Origin of the sequence: Caballeronia glathei (assembly GCF_000698595.1) — a bacterium.
Taxonomy (GTDB): domain Bacteria; phylum Pseudomonadota; class Gammaproteobacteria; order Burkholderiales; family Burkholderiaceae; genus Caballeronia; species Caballeronia glathei.
The window spans coordinates 1-15,759 of sequence record NZ_JFHC01000039.1 but is presented as its reverse complement, the minus strand read 5'-3'; the positions used below and the strand labels follow the sequence as shown (position 1 = coordinate 15,759).

Annotated in this window: 16 protein-coding genes; 13 read left to right on the top strand and 3 right to left on the bottom strand. The window is 58.4% G+C overall.

Annotated elements, in window-relative coordinates; all coding sequences use genetic code 11:
- The first annotated feature begins 150 nt into the window (after positions 1-150).
- From BG61_RS22785 to BG61_RS22765, 5 genes are all read left to right on the top strand, one after another.
- Positions 151-1,116: a sugar ABC transporter substrate-binding protein gene (locus BG61_RS22785; RefSeq protein ID WP_035942024.1), complete on the top strand. Its 966-nt coding sequence runs from the start codon at positions 151-153 to the stop codon at positions 1,114-1,116.
- An 89-nt stretch (positions 1,117-1,205) separates the two neighbouring features.
- Positions 1,206-2,327 carry a Gfo/Idh/MocA family protein gene (locus BG61_RS22780; RefSeq protein ID WP_035942021.1) on the top strand — a complete coding sequence of 374 codons (1,122 nt, stop codon included), beginning with the start codon at positions 1,206-1,208 and terminating at the stop codon, positions 2,325-2,327.
- Between the two features lie 464 nt (positions 2,328-2,791).
- Complete coding sequence (locus BG61_RS22775; RefSeq protein WP_035942018.1) at positions 2,792-4,375, top strand: sugar ABC transporter ATP-binding protein; 1,584 nt, start codon at positions 2,792-2,794, stop codon at positions 4,373-4,375.
- Entirely contained in the window at positions 4,368-5,378 is a 1,011-nt protein-coding gene (locus tag BG61_RS22770) for an ABC transporter permease (RefSeq protein ID WP_035942014.1), read from the top strand. The genes BG61_RS22775 and BG61_RS22770 overlap by 8 nt, the downstream gene beginning before the upstream one ends.
- A gap of 14 nt (positions 5,379-5,392) precedes the next feature.
- Entirely contained in the window at positions 5,393-6,373 is a 981-nt protein-coding gene (locus BG61_RS22765; RefSeq protein ID WP_035942013.1) for an ABC transporter permease, read from the top strand.
- A 161-nt stretch (positions 6,374-6,534) separates the two neighbouring features.
- Here the strand turns inward: BG61_RS22765 and BG61_RS22760 are convergent, their stop codons facing one another.
- Complete coding sequence (locus tag BG61_RS22760; RefSeq protein ID WP_035942181.1) at positions 6,535-7,458, bottom strand: LysR family transcriptional regulator; 924 nt, start codon at positions 7,456-7,458, stop codon at positions 6,535-6,537.
- A 297-nt stretch (positions 7,459-7,755) separates the two neighbouring features.
- Between BG61_RS22760 and BG61_RS22755 the strand changes: the two genes are divergently transcribed.
- The 8 genes from BG61_RS22755 (at position 7,756) to BG61_RS22720 (ending at position 13,713) form a co-directional block, all read left to right on the top strand.
- Complete coding sequence (locus tag BG61_RS22755) at positions 7,756-8,637, top strand: intradiol ring-cleavage dioxygenase (RefSeq protein ID WP_035942011.1); 882 nt, start codon at positions 7,756-7,758, stop codon at positions 8,635-8,637.
- The gene (locus BG61_RS22750) at positions 8,634-8,984 is read left to right on the top strand and encodes a Dabb family protein (protein WP_035942007.1); all 351 of its coding nucleotides are present in this window, start codon (positions 8,634-8,636) and stop codon (positions 8,982-8,984) included. Before BG61_RS22755 ends, BG61_RS22750 begins: the two co-directional genes overlap by 4 nt.
- Positions 8,971-10,047 (top strand): maleylacetate reductase, encoded by a 1,077-nt coding sequence (locus BG61_RS22745; RefSeq protein WP_035942002.1) that lies wholly within the window; start codon positions 8,971-8,973, stop codon positions 10,045-10,047. The genes BG61_RS22750 and BG61_RS22745 overlap by 14 nt, the downstream gene beginning before the upstream one ends.
- Before the next feature lie 27 nt (positions 10,048-10,074).
- Positions 10,075-10,359, top strand: coding sequence for a YciI family protein (locus BG61_RS22740; protein ID WP_035941998.1), 285 nt, complete (start codon positions 10,075-10,077; stop codon positions 10,357-10,359).
- A gap of 147 nt (positions 10,360-10,506) precedes the next feature.
- Entirely contained in the window at positions 10,507-11,310 is an 804-nt protein-coding gene (locus BG61_RS22735) for an SDR family NAD(P)-dependent oxidoreductase (protein ID WP_035941995.1), read from the top strand.
- Positions 11,311-11,363: 53 nt separating this feature from the next.
- Positions 11,364-11,651: a hypothetical protein gene (locus BG61_RS22730; protein WP_152565236.1), complete on the top strand. Its 288-nt coding sequence runs from the start codon at positions 11,364-11,366 to the stop codon at positions 11,649-11,651.
- A 64-nt stretch (positions 11,652-11,715) separates the two neighbouring features.
- On the top strand, positions 11,716-12,708 hold the full coding sequence (iolG, locus tag BG61_RS22725) for an inositol 2-dehydrogenase (RefSeq protein WP_035941992.1): 993 nt from the start codon (positions 11,716-11,718) through the stop codon (positions 12,706-12,708).
- A gap of 24 nt (positions 12,709-12,732) precedes the next feature.
- Positions 12,733-13,713 (top strand): LysR family transcriptional regulator, encoded by a 981-nt coding sequence (locus BG61_RS22720; protein ID WP_411776673.1) that lies wholly within the window; start codon positions 12,733-12,735, stop codon positions 13,711-13,713.
- A gap of 529 nt (positions 13,714-14,242) precedes the next feature.
- Here the strand turns inward: BG61_RS22720 and BG61_RS22715 are convergent.
- Together BG61_RS22715 and BG61_RS22710 are read right to left on the bottom strand one after the other, a co-directional pair.
- Positions 14,243-14,617, bottom strand: coding sequence for an HVO_A0114 family putative DNA-binding protein (locus BG61_RS22715; protein WP_035941989.1), 375 nt, complete (start codon positions 14,615-14,617; stop codon positions 14,243-14,245).
- Complete coding sequence (locus tag BG61_RS22710; protein WP_035941986.1) at positions 14,614-14,910, bottom strand: toxin-antitoxin system TumE family protein; 297 nt, start codon at positions 14,908-14,910, stop codon at positions 14,614-14,616. Before BG61_RS22710 ends, BG61_RS22715 begins: the two co-directional genes overlap by 4 nt.
- Positions 14,911-15,759: the final 849 nt, after the last annotated feature.

Sequence of the window (15,759 nt, the reverse complement as noted above, 5' to 3'; positions counted from 1 at the left end):
ATCATTCCGAGGCCGTGGCGATTTTTCCAGTGAGAGGAAATAACTTTTCGTTCTGTCGCATTTTTCTTTCCGATACCAAGCCTTACTGTGCCTCCACCAAAACATCAAAACCCGGCTCTTCCACGACGTGGGGCCTATTGGAGACACAGCATGAACTTCCGCAAATCCATCGTTTCTTGTTTTGCTCTGGCGACCATCGCGAGCGCATTTGGTACGAGTGCCCGTGCGGCCGACCAGCCTCGCGTTGCGCTGCTCATGCCGACGCAGAGCGTTGAATACTGGGCGCTTTATGCTAAGGGCTTCGAGAAAGAAGCGGCCGCTCAGGGCCTCAAGCTCGACGTGAAGGTAAGCAACTACGACCCAAACGAACAAGCCACTGCGGTCGACCAGACGCTTGCCCAGAAGCCCGATGTCATCGTTCTCATCCCTGTGGACTCGAGCGCCATGGTCCCGTCGATTCGCAAGATTGACCAAGCCAAAATTCCGCTGGTCATCTCGAACTCGATGCCCGACCAGAAGTATTCCCGTTACTGGAAGGTCTTCACGGGCCCGAACGACATCAGCAATGGCGAGGTCGCCGCGAAGACCATGATTCAGGGCTTCAAGGAAAAGGGCTATGGTGACAAAGGCAAGGTCATCGTCATCAACGGACCGATGGGTACGCCGCCTCAAGTTCAGCGTTATCAAGGCTTCGTGGACGGCCTCAAGAAGAATGCGCCTGGAATCGAAGTTGTCGGTTCCCAACCGGCCGACTGGGACGCTGTGAAGGCAGAAGCCGCAGCCTCGGCGCTCTTCACCCAATTCAAGGACGTGAAAGGCGTCTACACGGAGAACGACTCGCAACTTCGCGGCGTCGTGACTGCCGCACAGCGCCTCGGACTCGACCCGTCGAAGCTCGTCATCATTGGCCACGGTTGCGACTCCGGTGCGGTGGAAGCTATCTCCGCCGGAAAAGCATACGCCACGGTCGAGCAGTCCCCGTTTGACGACGGTGCGTACGCTGCACGGGCCGCCAAGGACCTCGCGACGGGCAAGGCACCGCAAGCCATCCAGTATCTGCCGAATCCTGCTGCGACCAAGGCAACGCTCAACGTCTGCTACTCGCAGAAGAAGTAACGCGCGCCGCAAGGTTGAGCGTCGCACAGGCGGCGGGAGGTTTTTCGCGACCCTTCGGGGTCGCTTTCGTCTTACGAAGGGAGACGGCGATGAGACGAGAACTAGGCGTAGGTGTGATTGGCACTGGTTTCATGGGAAAGGCGCACGCACTGGCGTACCGTGCCGTGTCGAACGCCTTTCCGAATTCGCTGAGGCCGCGGTTGGTGGCAGTGGCCGATGTGAGTGAGGCAGGTGCTAAGCAAGCGGCTGAGCACTTCGGGTTTGAACGCGCGACGACTGACTGGCGCACGTTGCTGGACGACCCCGGCGTTGAGATTGTCTCAATCACGACGCCATGCAGTCTGCATCGGGAAATGGCTCTTGCCGCGATTGCCGCCGGGAAGCACGTACATTGCGAGAAGCCGATTGCTCCGTCGGCCGCCGACGCCTTTGAGATGATGAAAGCTGCTGAGGCTGCGAAGGTCGTTACGCAGGTAGGCTACAACTACATCAAAAACCCCGTGCTCAAGCTTGCACGGGAGATGATTGCATCCGGTGAACTGGGAGAAATCACGAGCTTTCGCGGTGTCCACGCTGAAGACTACATGGCCGACCCCGAGATTCCATATGGATGGCGAGTTGACCCTCAGAACGGGGCCGGCGCACTAGCCGAAATCGGCAACCATATCGTCGGTATGTCTCGATTCCTCCTTGGGGCCGTCACACAGGTCAACGCGCAGTTGGAGACCGTCAACAAAACTCGCCCGGTGGCACCAGGCTCGTCCGAGCGGCGTGAGGTCAAAGTCGACGACATCGCCCGACTGATGGTGACGTTTGAGCGGGGATGCTCCGGTTCCATAGAGGCGAATTGGGCGGCAACCGGCCGCAAGATGCAGCTCGAGTTCGAGGTGTACGGAGCGAAAGGCGCACTGTGCTTTTCACAAGAGCGCTTCAATGAGCTTCAATATTTCAAGGCGGGGGGCGAGCCTCGGACATCGGGGTTCACCCGTATCGAAGCAGGCCCGGCTCATCCTCCCTACGAAAATTTCACGGTGGCCGGCGGGCACCAGCTTGGTTTCAATGACTTGAAGACCATTGAAATGGCTGAGTTCATCGCAGCTATCGAGCACGGCACGCCCACGTTCCCGGATTTCCGCGAAGCGTGGGAAATCCAACGCATCGTGGACGCGGCGATTCGGTCGTCGGCGCAGGGGCAGCGAGTCGCTCTCTAAGGGAACAACGGGCTCAGGTTACGCGCGGTTGGTCGGGCACCACGTCCGGCTCCGCGGATTTTTTCGAGGGCTTCGGCCAGCAGGGATATTTCCTTCCACCGGAAATATCATTTCGCCGCAGCGCATTTTTCTTTCGCAGTCGAACTAATAACCTGTAACTCAACAATAACGAAGCCGCTGACGCGAGTTTCTGCTGGAGACGACATGCATTCCTGCGCACGCAGCGATGCCCTGCGAATTCCTCTCCTCAAAGACCACTAACAGCAGCGTCGCTGAAGCCGCAGTGCCTCTCGGCTCTTTCTGAGTCTTGGCGCAAGCTGCCGAGCATCGACGCGGGACATCGTTATTCGACATGTATGCCGTCACGCACACACGACCAGCTACGCGCAGGAGGTCGGTGACAGTGACAGGCATCAGCCCTTGACAGCGGACGACCAAAGAGTGTCCGCGTTTGGAGGAAGACAATGCTGCAAGACGCGAATTCCGGTGCTGAGCCGGTAGCTGTTCAGAGTCTGCTCTGCGCTCGCAATCTCACAAAACATTATGGTGGCGTCAAGGCGCTGACAGGCGTCAGCCTCGAACTGGCGCCCGGCGAAATTCATGCGCTGTGTGGAGAGAACGGCGCTGGTAAAAGCACGTTCATCAAGATTCTGGGCGGCCTCGTTCACCCCGACGACGGCGAAATCACCGTCGACGGCCACAATCTGAAACTCGGGAGTCGCACCGACCCTCGACTCATCTCAATCGTTCACCAAGAGCTTGCAATCGTTCCGACGCTGTCGGTACTTGATAACATTCTTCTCGGTGGCGCGGACCAGAGCGAAATCTACCGTCGCAGTGAGTATCGGGACTCTGTTCGTGAGCATCTCGACTCAGTCGGATTGTCACACGTCAAGCTGGGTGCTCCGGCATCTCGACTCAGCCTCGCCGAATGCCAACTCGTAGAAATCGCGCGAGGCATGTCGCGGCAGGCGAAGGTTCTGCTCCTCGACGAGCCGACTGCCACCTTGTCGGATGCCGAGATTGTTCGAGTCTTTGACGTTGCGCGCAGGCTGCGCGACCAAGGCACCGCAATGATTTTTGTGAGCCACCGGCTCGATGAGGTGTTTGCGCTGACGGACCGGGTCACGGTTTTCCGCAACGGCCAGCACGTTTTGACGCAACGTACCGCGGACATGACGACTGCTGAAGTGGTCAAGGCAATGATTGGGCGTGAACTTGTGCATAGCAAGGTCACGCCACCCGAGGGCCGCGCTGACGTCGCGCCGCGGCTGTCGGTGTCCAGCCTGACGGTTGCAGATAAGGTCAAAGACCTGTCGGTCGACGTAGCGCCCGGTGAGATTCTCGCGGTCGTCGGTCAGCTTGGTTCAGGCGCCGAAGTTCTTGTCGAGGCTCTCGCCGGGCTTCGCGGCGACATCTCCAACTCAGTTAAGGTCGATGCACAGCCCATCAAGCTCGACAGCATCCGCAGTTCCCTGAAGGCAGGAATTGCATACGTCGCCGAGGACCGCGCGGATAAGGGCGTCTTTCTGGATGCGCCGATTGCTATCAACATCACTGCCTCCGTCATGGCCAAGTTCAGCAAGGCCGGAATTATGCGACGTGCCGGTGAGCAGGAGGAGGCTCGACGCCTCGCGTCGATGTTCGCCATCGACCCGAAGCGCCTTCCTCATGAAGTGTCGACTCTCAGCGGTGGTAACCAGCAGAAGGTGTCGCTCGCGAAAGCCGTCGCGCTCGCACCTCGGCTGTTGCTGTTGAACGAGCCCACCCGAGGCGTTGACATTGGCGCTCGCGCGGAAATCTATTCGACGCTTCGCAAGATGGCGGACGACGGCTTGGCGATTGTCTTCTACTCGACAGACCTCGAAGAAATTCTGGAACTCGCCGACACCGTTCTCACCGTCTTCCGTGGTCGAATGGTCCGCCATAAGCCTCGATTTGAAATCGATGGTGATACGCTGCTCCACGACATCGTCGCGGGCGATAGCGACGCATCTCACGGACATGTCTCTTTCCGAAACCAACCCGCGGAGGTGCGTAATGCATAAGACCGCTCTGGAGCCCACTGCACAAGTGTCGCCAACTGCGTTGCGACGGTGGGCATCGGCACTTTTCGGAACAACGAGCATTCATGCCGCATCGATTCGAATCGCCACGCTTGTTCTCATCATCGTCGCTGCAGCCATCGTGCCGCACTTCACGGAGTTCGGGAACGTTCAGTCGCTAATGTATTCGGTAGCAGCAGTCGGCATCGGCGCTATCGGCATGGCGCTCGTCACCCTCAGCGGCAATCTGTTCATGCTATCGATGGGTGCGACGGCGGCGGTCTCCACCGTCATGTTTGCAGCGCTGATTCATTTAGGTTTGGGTGCGACGCTGTTCCTCGTTGTATTGAGCGGCCTGCTGATGGGTGCCGTTCAGGGCGGAATCATCGCTCTAGGGAAAGCGAATCCCATCATCACGACGATTGCCACCTCGTCAATCATCATCGGTGCAGGCGTCATCTACACCGGCGGCCTGACTGTCATCGGTAAAGGCGACGCCACCTGGCTTGGTCAAGGCAAGCTGTTTGGCTGGCTGCCGACGCAAATCCTGGTGTTGGCCATCTTCGCTGCAATCGCGAGCTTCATTCTCCAGAAGTCGCGTATCGGGCGGGAAATCCGGTTGCTTGGAATGCGAGCTGAAGTTGCGCGTATCGCCGGACTTCGAACGATGGCTGCAACGCTCGTTTGTTACGCGTTCGCCGGCGCAGCGGCTGCACTGGCCGGGTCCTTGATTGCCTCGTCGTCAGCCCAAGGCAATCTGACTTACGGCATCGACCTCGACTTCAACGCGATTGCAGCTGTGCTGGTCGGTGGTATTTCGATTCGTGGCGGTCGCGGGCAGATTTCGGACGCAGTCACCGGCGCTATCTTCCTCGCCGTTATCAGCAACGTCCTCTTGGTAAGCGGCGTCAGCTACGAATATCAACTGGTCGCAAAAGGCATTGTCGTTCTCGCAGCGGTGGTGTTCGGCGCGCTGCTCGCCCGGCTCGGTCCGGGACGGAAATAACAGGAGACTCGGAAATGGACCAATCTCAACGACTTCTCAATCTGGCGATTCGGCTTGTCCTGCTCGTCGGCATGCCGGTTATATTCGGCCTCAGCGTCAACCATTACTTTTCGCAGGCGAACCTGTACGCGATTTTCCAGGCGTTTGCGTTCCTCGGAATAATCGCACTCGGGCTTTCGGTCACGATGGTTGCTGGCGAGTTCGATCTGAGCGTAGCGGCAATCTCGACCGTGGCCGGACTCATCACTGTGAAGTTCGGCGGCGATAGTGCTTCGCTGGGCATTCTGTACGCGGTTATCTTCGGGGTGGTGGTGGGCGTCGCAAACGCAGCCTTGTTGCCATGGCTCGGCGTCTCCTCTCTGGTGACCACTGTTGGCTCGATGATGTTTCTGACCGGCGTGGGGTACTGGCTCGCAGGCGGTCGCGTCTTGAGCTACGGCAATCTCGACGTCAGCGACTTCCTCGACCAAAGCGTGGCAGGCGTCTTCTCTCCGCGAAGCCTCATCACAATTGCCTGCTTCGTTGTGGTTTCTCTGTTCCTGCGCTTCACCACGCTAGGTCGTGACCTCTACGCATCAGGCGGTCATCGAAAGGCGGCGATTCAGAGCGGTGCTCGAGTCGATAAGGCGCTGACGGTCGGCTTCGTCATCTCCGGCGGATTGTCGGCTCTCGGGGGAGGCCTTCTATCGCTGAGCCTCGCGACCGCCTCAGCGACAATGGGCAGCAACATCCTGCTCCAGGCGGCCTCTGCGGCCATCGTCGGTGGGGTTGCGCTGGGGGGCGGTATCGGTTCCCCACTCGGCGTCGCGATGGGCGTTCTGATTCTCACCATTCTGAACAACGGCCTCGGCTTACTGAACGCCACGTCCACGCAGATTCTTCTCGTGAATGGGCTGTTGCTGCTCATCGTGGTCTTGCTCGACGGACGTCTGGGTGCGGTTTTGGCTTCGCCGCTCGAACGGTTCGCTCGCAGAAAGGCATCCGCGGCCGTTTGATTCTTACTCGCACTGACGCAATCCGGCGTGCTCCAGCGAGCGCGTCGGCGTTTCGTCATTTCGAGGCGGCTACAAGCTTGGTCGCGTGACCATCGCTTGGGTGAAGGATTTCCCAATCAGCAGTCCGGGGATGCATCACGGTGTCGACACCACCGATGAAGTCAAGTCGCGAAGGTCATCCAGCGCTCCTCCAGATTGAGGTTCTTCACGCGCTCAATCAGGAATTCTGTAAACACGCGAATTTTCGCGGGCTGATATCGCCGACTTTGGTAAGCCAAGTTGATGGTCAGCCGTGGCAACTGCCAGTCCTCAAGCACTGGGATAAGACGCCCGGACACGATGTCATCGTAAATAATGTAGAGAGGCTGAACAACGATGCCCAAACCTGCCCGCCCGGCGGCGACGATAACCTGACCTTCGTTTGAGTCCAAAGTGCTCTCAATGAAGATATTGCGTTCTTCCTTTCCTCGACGCAGGTGAAGCAGATAGGGGTCGACGGCGAGGTTGTAGACAAGCATGTTGTGTTGCTCCAGGTCCTCGGGATTCTGAGGGCGCCCGCGAGCCGCCAGATAGGCTGGCGATGCCGCCATCACTCGTCTGGTCTCGGCCAGACGCCGAATCGTGATGCCAGAATCTCCTTCATGCTCCTTCGTACGTATGGCGATATCTATTCCAGCCTCGATGAAGTTCTGGTATTGATTCGCCGCGACAATCTGAACTGACAGCTTGGGATAGCGCCTGATGAACTCAGGTAGGGCGGGAGCGATATGCATCATCGCGAACGACACGGAACCGGTTACCCGGAGCACGCCTCTCGGACTAACCGCCTCCTCAGAAGCAATCGAGTCAGCTTCGGCCAACTCGGAAATGACGGCCGTGCATCGGCGGTGGTACTCGCGGCCTGCGTCGGTAAGCCACATGCGCCGCGTAGTCCGTTCTATGAGCCTCGCGCCGAGACGCTCTTCGAGAGAACTGAGCGTTCGACTTGCTGCTGCATTCGACATGTCGAGTTGTTCAGCGGCCTTCGACAGGCTACCTAAGTCGGCAGTCAGTACAAATAGCTGCAGTTGCGTCCAGCGGTCCATCGTCTTCCTCTTCGAGCTCAACTGGAAGAATCTGGCGCGATTCTTCCATTCATTGAGGCCAAATATGCCGACGGCGAGCCGATTAATAAACCGACTGGAACTCCTCGATTTGTAGAGCCAATTTCTACAATCCGAGGAGAACCGACGATCGGCGGAGTTTGATGGTTCGAACGCACGCATGTGAGCCTATTTTTCCTTCAAGCGGAAATGTCATTTCACTTCCGGGCCTTTTATTTAATCGAACGACCCTTTACCTTTTGTTCTCAGACGCCTGAGCGCACAACGGAGACACGCACGATGCGCAACATCAACGAAGACACGATCACACAAGCCGTCATTGCCTCATTCGCGAACTGCGAAAACGCGAGACTGAGGACGGTGATGACGAGCCTGGTTCAACATCTCCACGCTTTTGCTCGCGATGTCCATCTCACCGAGGACGAGTGGTTCAAGGCAATCAAGTTTCTGACGGAAGTGGGTCATATCACTGACGACAAGCGGCAGGAGTTCATCCTCTTGTCCGATACGTTGGGACTATCGATGCTCGTCATGTCCCAGAACAATCGCAAACCTGCGAACTGCACCGAAGCGACGGTCTTCGGGCCTTTCTTCGTCGAGGGCGCTCCGCTGTACAGTAACGGCGACGACATTTCGAACGGAGCGAAAGGCGCGCCTTGCTATGTAAGCGGCCAGGTGCGTGGCGCAGGCGGCCAAGCCGTCCGAAACGCGCTGCTCGATGTTTGGCAGTCAGACGAAGACGGCTTCTATGACGTGCAGAACCAAGATGAAGCTGGCAACGTAGTACATAGCGCGCGGGGCCGATTGAGAACGGACGCGGAAGGATTCTTCAACTTTCGCTCAATACTTGCTGAGGCATATCCCATTCCTCATGATGGGCCCGTGGGCCGCATGCTGTCGGCGGTCGGCCGCCATCCTTGGCGCCCCGCGCATCTGCATTTCATGATTGAAGCGCCCGGCTATGAGACGCTCATCACTCACGTGTTCCGGGACGGTGACCCGTACCTCGATTCGGACGTTGTATTCGGTGTGCGCTCATCGCTCATCTCAGAGTGGAAGCGACACGAGCCCGGCGTCGCGCCCGATGGCCGAGAAATCTCCGTCCCGTGGTTTTCACTCGAATATGACTTCGTTCTTAATCCGTCGGAGGTGCATGCATGATTCGGCATATCGTCATGTGGCGGGTTCGGGGCGACACGCCGGCCGAGCGCCTGGCCGCTTCAAGCCGCGTGAAAACGAGCTTCGAAGGATTGCGGGGCAGGATTCCAGGAATGAGTCACCTTGAAGTCGGGCTCGATCATAGCCGAGTCGACTACGCATGCGACGCGGTTCTCGTCACCGAGTTCGACTCGCAGGAAGCCTTGGAAGCGTACGCGTCGCATCCGGAACACTTGCGCGTGCGCCGGGAGCTCGGAGACCTGCGCACCGCGCGATTCCAGGTTGATTACCAGGCAGACGCTGGTGTGTGCACCGAGCGTAAAGCGGAGTTTGTTCATGCAAAAGCGTGAGTTTGTATATCAAGCGCGGGCCGCACGAGTCGTGTTTGGCCCCGGTAGCCTACAGCACCTTGAGCGTGAAGTCCTCGGGTTGAAGTCGGAGCGGGCGCTCATTCTATGCAGCCCGGAACAGAAGGAAACGGGCGAAGCCGTGGCGGCTCGCCTCGGTGCACGGGCCGCAGGAGTATTCGACCGGGCGGTCATGCATGTGCCGCTCGAGCTGGCGAAGCAAGCACGTGCGCTGGCTCGCGAACTAAAGGCAGACTGTGCAATCGCTGTTGGCGGTGGTTCGACGATTGGTCTGGGCAAGGCAATCGCGCTGGAGTCGGACCTTCCGATTCTTGCTGTGCCAACAACGTACGCTGGCAGCGAGATGACGCCCATCTATGGCATCACCGACGCCGGCTTGAAGAAGACCGGTACAGACCCGCGGGTTCTACCGAAGACGGTGATTTACGATGCCGAGCTGACCATGTCACTCCCTGTCGCGCTATCGGTCACCAGCGGAATCAACGCGATCGCCCATGCAGCGGAAGCATTGTATTCGCGTGACGCAAACCCCGTGACCAGTTTGATGGCGGAAGAAGGCATCGCCGCTCTTGCTCGTGCGTTGCCGGCAATCGTCGCCGACTCGCAAGACGTTGAGGCTCGTGCCGAGGCTCAATATGGCGCCTGGCTCTGCGGAACCGTGTTAGGCAGCGTTGGCATGGCACTTCATCACAAGTTGTGTCACACGCTGGGCGGCAGCTTGAATCTTCCTCACGCACAGACCCACACCATCGTCCTGCCCCACGCACTGGCATACAACCGTCAGGCTGCACCGGAAGCGATGAAGCGCATCGCACGCGCACTGGGTTCTGATGACGCCGCGACTGGGATCTACGAACTTGCAAAACGCTGCGGCGCACCGCTCGGGCTGAAAGATATCGGCATGGCGGCTGAGGACGTATCGAAGGCCGCGGACATTGCCAGCTCAAACCCATATTGGAATCCGCGTCCGATTGAGCGCGACGCGCTTCTCGAGCTTTTGCAGAATGCCTTTGACGGCGTCGCACCAAGTGCGGCATCGGCCTGACCCAAGAACCTAAGCAAGGAGACAACAATGCATTTCACCGTCTATTGCCTCGACCATCCGAACATGGTTGAGCGCCGCCTTGAAAACTACGATGCCCACAAAGTGTACCTGCAGACGGCACCGGTGAAGACGCTTATTTCCGGTCCGCTGACAAAGTCTGACGGGCAAACCATGATTGGCAGCTTCTTTCTCTACGAAGCCGATGGCATCGAAGAGATCCAGAAGTTCGTCGATACCGACCCGTTCAACAAGGCAGGAATCTGGGCGTCGGTCGACATCAGGCCATTCATCAAGCGGGTAGACAACCGCTAGGACCATTGCTTCATCGCTTGTAAATGTGCTCCTCGCAGTCTGCGAGGAGCGGGAAACGCTCGTCCTCGGAGAGAGGTGTATCGGATGACCATACTCTCCGATTCAGTGAGCGCTGGCGCCGACATACAACATTAGAACGGAGACATCATGCAGACAGGACTTGACGGAAAGATTGTGCTCATCACGGGTGCTGCGCAAGGCATCGGACGGGCTACAGCATTGGGGTTTGCACGCGAAGGCGCGCGGCTTTGCCTCATCGACATCGACATCAACGCGCTGAACGAAGCCCAGTCCGAAGTCAGAGCGCTCGGCGCGAACGTGACGATTGCGCAGGCGGACTTGTCCACGGCCGAAGGGGTGAAAAGCGGCGTCGACGCAGCCCTGAAGTCATACAACGGTCAGCTCGATGTTCTGGTGAACAACGTCGGCGCCGGTAAGGTCCGCACGTTCGACGAACTCTCGGATGAGGACTGGGATTTCACAATGAATCTCAACTTCATGAGTTACGTGCGGACCTGTCGCTATTTGCTGCCCGTGCTGCGAAACCGCGAGAAGGCGGTCATCATCAACAACGCGTCGGACCTGGCACGACAGCCTGAACCCGTACCGATTGACTATTCGGCATCGAAGGCTGCAGTGCTCGCCCTGACGAAAGGTCTTGCCCGTGCCGAGGCGCCGAAGATTCGCGTGAACGCCGTCGCACCGGGACCCGTCTGGACGCCGTTCTGGACGAAAGATGGCGGCTTCGCTGACACCATGGGCAAGTTCCACGGTATGGCTCCCAAGGACGCGGTCGAGCACGAACTGTCCTTGCGTCACTTGCCACTCAACCGTCTGGGGCAGCCCGACGAAGTGGCCAACGTGATTGTATTCATGGCATCAGACCTCGCGTCGTTCGTCACTTCTGCGGTCTGGGGCGTCGACGGCGGCAGTATCCGAAGCCTTATTTGAACGGGCCGGGTAGCGAACGGCTTTCTCGTACGAACTGTCCAGGGAACCAGCGAATGTCGGCTCATGACCGCTTCCTTGCTTCTAACGTTTCGCCAGGAGAGCGAGCGTTTCTTGTCGAAGCACTGGAATTATTGATGCACGAGCGCTCGAATGCGTTACGCATCGCCACCGCGGTGGCCGCAGCGCGCGGCGATCGACTTCCCGATGTCCAGGACTTTGGCCTCGACGACATCCTGCGTCTTAGCCGGCAACTCTCTGACAGTGCTGGTGCTGAGCTGCACGAGAGCTGGTTGGAAGCACAGGCGCCGGTAAAGACAAGGGCGCGTCGACGGACGTCTTAGACTTTGAAGGCAAGTTTGAACAGTCAGCGCACCTTGATGCGTCGACGAATAATTGGAGACTCAAATGCTACGAATTGCTGTTCTTGGTGCTGGCCGCATCGGAAAAATCCACGCCGCTAACGTTGCTGCAGACCGCCGAGTGAAGCTCGTCGCCGTTGCAGACCCGTACAAGGAGGCCGTCGAAGCGCTCGCCGCCGACCTCGGTTGCGATGCTTCGCTCGATTGCAAGTCCGTCGTGGACCGCGAGGACGTCGATGCGATTATTGTCGGAACGCCGACCGACACACACATCGACCTGACACTGCAAGCAGTCCGGTTGGGCAAGCCGGTGCTCTGCGAGAAGCCCATCGACCTCGATATGGGCCGTGCGCTGGCGGCTGTCGAGGAAATTGAGCGCCTCAATGGCCGCGTGATGCTGGCGTTCAATCGTCGATTTGACCCGGACGCGATGCGCCTGAAGCAGGCTATCGATGAAGGCGAAGTGGGCGATGTCCGCCAAATCATCATCACGAGTCGCGACCCGGGGCTTGCTCCGCGCGAATACCTTCGTCACTCGGGTGGGATTTTCCGTGACATGACCATCCACGATTTCGATACGGCTCGCTGGCTGCTCGGCGAGGACCCTGTCGAAGTGATGGCGATGGGCAATCGACTGGTCGACCCGGGCCTGGAAGAGCTCCCGGACTATGACAGCGTGATGGTTTTACTTCGCACGGCGTCAGGCAAGCAGTGTCATATCAACGGTTCCCGGCAGGCTGTGTACGGTTTCGACCAACGTCTTGAAGTGTTCGGTTCAAAGGGAATGCTACTGAACGAGAACCATCGCCCATCAACCCTGCGCCGTTGGACGAGCGAAAGGACTGAAGCCCGTGAGCCGCTCCTCAACTTCTTCCTCGAGCGACATGCAGCTTCATACAGAGTCGAACTCGACCGTTTCCTCACCGCACTCGAACACAGCGCACCGATGCCGGCAACGCCTAGGGACGGTATCCGCGCGCTGCGCATTGCGAACGCGGCGATGCAGGCAGCTGACTCAGGTTGCGCGGTCAAAATCTGACAATTAGCCGCCTCGCGAAAGCCTATGGCGATCGAGGTTGACAATATCGGGCTGACTGCCCTATATGGAGAATGCAACTCTTCAATAGGGCAGAATATGGCGCAGGTCGACAGTTTCAGCGGAATTGTTATTTTCGTCACCGCTGCCCGGTCGCGCAGTTTCACGGATGCCGCCGAGCAGCTCGGTCTAACAAAGTCTGCTGTTGGAAAAGCGATTGCGAAGCTGGAGGAGCGCTTGGGCGCTCAGTTATTCCACCGTACAACCCGAAGCATTTCCCTCACAGCCGATGGCGAAGCGTACTTCGCCGCGTGTGCCTCAGCGCTTGATGAAATCTCGACGGCAGAAACAGCGCTTGGGCCGGAGCTCCATCGTCCGGTCGGTCGGCTACGCATCGACATGCCAGCGGCATTCGGGCGCCGCATACTCGTTCCAATTTTGCTGAACATTGCACGGGGCAATCCCGACATGCAGTTCACGATGACGTTTTCTGACTATCTCATCGACCCGATTGAGGAAGGCGTCGACCTCGTTGTTCGTTTCGGCGAACTTCAAAGTTCAAGCGGTCTCGTTGCACGCCGACTCACCAGCCAACGCATGGTGATTGCGGCGTCGCCGGATTATCTTGCGCAGCACAGCACACCTCACCAGCTTGAGGACATCGACAACCACGCGTGCATCGTCGGGTATAGACGCGGACAGCCTTTGTCGTGGCGAGTACACGTCGGCGGTGAGGCGAAGCGCATCTCACCTCCGGGAACCCATCAGATAAGCGATGGTGACTCCATTGTTGAGGCGGCTCTTGCTGGCTTAGGGCTCTGCCAAATGCCGATGTCATTGGTGAGGCCGCACTTGGAGACAGGGGCGCTTCGCTCCGTGCTCGATGACATCTCATGCGAGCTCATCGACGTGCATGCTGTCTGGCCGAAGGTGGCGCATTTGCGACCAAAAGTACGGCACGTCGTTGATACCCTCGTGGAGCTTGGTGAGCAAGGCCGATTAGCCTGAGCGCGGCACTTATTTCATTCTCGCGGCTCATTTGCCGCACTGCTCCAGAGGGCGGTCTGCGTGACAACCCGCCGATGCGGGATGACCGGTTCAGTCCGATATGAGCCATCGTAACCCTAAGAACCCGATCGGCAGCAATGGGTCGGTCTGCCGCCGCCGGCGTGGCGCACCACACGGGCTGACCGCGATAGAAAACGGGACGGCTGAGTGCAATGCCACAAACGATTGGTCTACCGTTTGATTCTTCGCCGGCCATTGCGAGCGGAGATTGGCTTAAGCTTTGCAAAGGCCTCGCGGGCCGCAACATCAAGCCTAGTCCGTTCACCACCGCGGACCAGCCCGATTTCCGGTATCGCCTTCTCTCAAGTGACAGCGCCAAACGGATCTATGAAAGTGCAGGATCTTTTATCTCATACTTCTGCGAACATATCGGTCTCGACCGCCTACCTCGGGATTGGGCGGGCACAGACGCGGGTTCCATGCGCTTGACCGAGTGATGCGCCGTTGTTTGGCGCTCCACTCGCTTGCTTCAGTCAATCATCACGTGTAGGTCGACACGCGAAGCGACCGCACGGACGACCTTGTGCGTTCCGTGGCCCGCGTTCACCGTCGTTTCGACCGATACGAGGCCTGCGGCAAGCAGCGCGTCCACGTCGCGTTTTACGGCGCTGCGATCGCGGTGCAGGCGCGCCGCAATGCTCGTGATTGATGCGGGTTCGGCCTTGATCGCGCGAAACAGTCCTATACGAGCCTGCGTGAGCAGTTGCGCGACATCGGCCGGGTCCTCGAACGTGAGAATCCGGGTTTCCATAAGCGGCTCACCACGGTCGACCTTCTGCGCGATGCGTTTGCCGCGCGCGAAAAAGTCAGCTTCAGTGCCGGTTCCGATATAGGTCTTGTTCATGATTTACTCCGCAATGCGGTCCAGTCACGCGCAAACTGGTCCTCGATATCTTCAAAGCTGACGAAATCGATGGGTTCCACGGTTCCGAAATAGTGTCGATGATGGTAACCATTCGCGTTGTCGTAGCCCACGACTCGCCCGTTGTCGCCTTGATACAGCTCACGATTGATGTAGGCGAGGTTGTAGCGCGTTACGCTGCCGCTTGAGTCGACCCACACTTCACGCCTCAACTCCCCGTTGCCCCGTCGCTTTGTGATGACGTGGCGATCATCATAGATTTTCGTTTCAGCCATGACTTATTATATCATGCCTGACCCGCGAGAAGCTCCTCCGTGCCCTCTGCCCCCGCGGCAGTTACGGTCCGCGCTATCGCACCCCAACAGTCGCGGGTCCCGGTTGGACAAATGGCGCTACAACTCGGACAGATGATCTGTCCCTATTGACATCGGCAGGGCGTGACCGATGCGCTCTACCACCCTCGCGGCAGCAGCGTCGAACGGCGGGAAAAGTGGATAAATTTTGCGACGCTCGTGCGGCGCCTTTCTACCTGCAATAGGTCGTCGATGAAAAGTTTTAAGCGTGTGAGCGGCTGTGACCGCTCCCGCAATTAAGATTGTTACTATCGTTGTGCGACGAACAATTTCGCGGAGTTCCTTGTCCCACTTGGCTCAGGCCGAAAATTCGCTTTCAAGCGTACGCTCTACCGACAGCGCGAGTGCACCGATACTCCTGTACCTCGGGGGCGCGACCGACATCCAGATCAAACCGGCCTGCGGAATGGGCCGCGTCCAAACGTATCGCTTGCTGACCGAGCGCTGCCTCAGGCTACCCCGACGGGCGCGTCCACGGCTGGCGCGGCCTGTTGCCTGACGCGCACCCTACTCCACCACGCACAAGGATTGGGTCCGAAACATCTGCGGGGCACGTCAAATTTCGCCCACCGCACTTATCTTCGTTGCGATGGAGTCCGCCTCGGATGGCTCGACCCTGGCGGTCAGCCGCCCAACGCAGAAGTAACAACCTTAGTTGAAAAGTCGTAACAACTTTAGTTGTCTGAACGCACGCCTTCGCGCACAGGGATCGGGTCAATGACTCAATCTCAATGCCGATAACCGGTATTGAACTAAACCGCTGACGCGGTA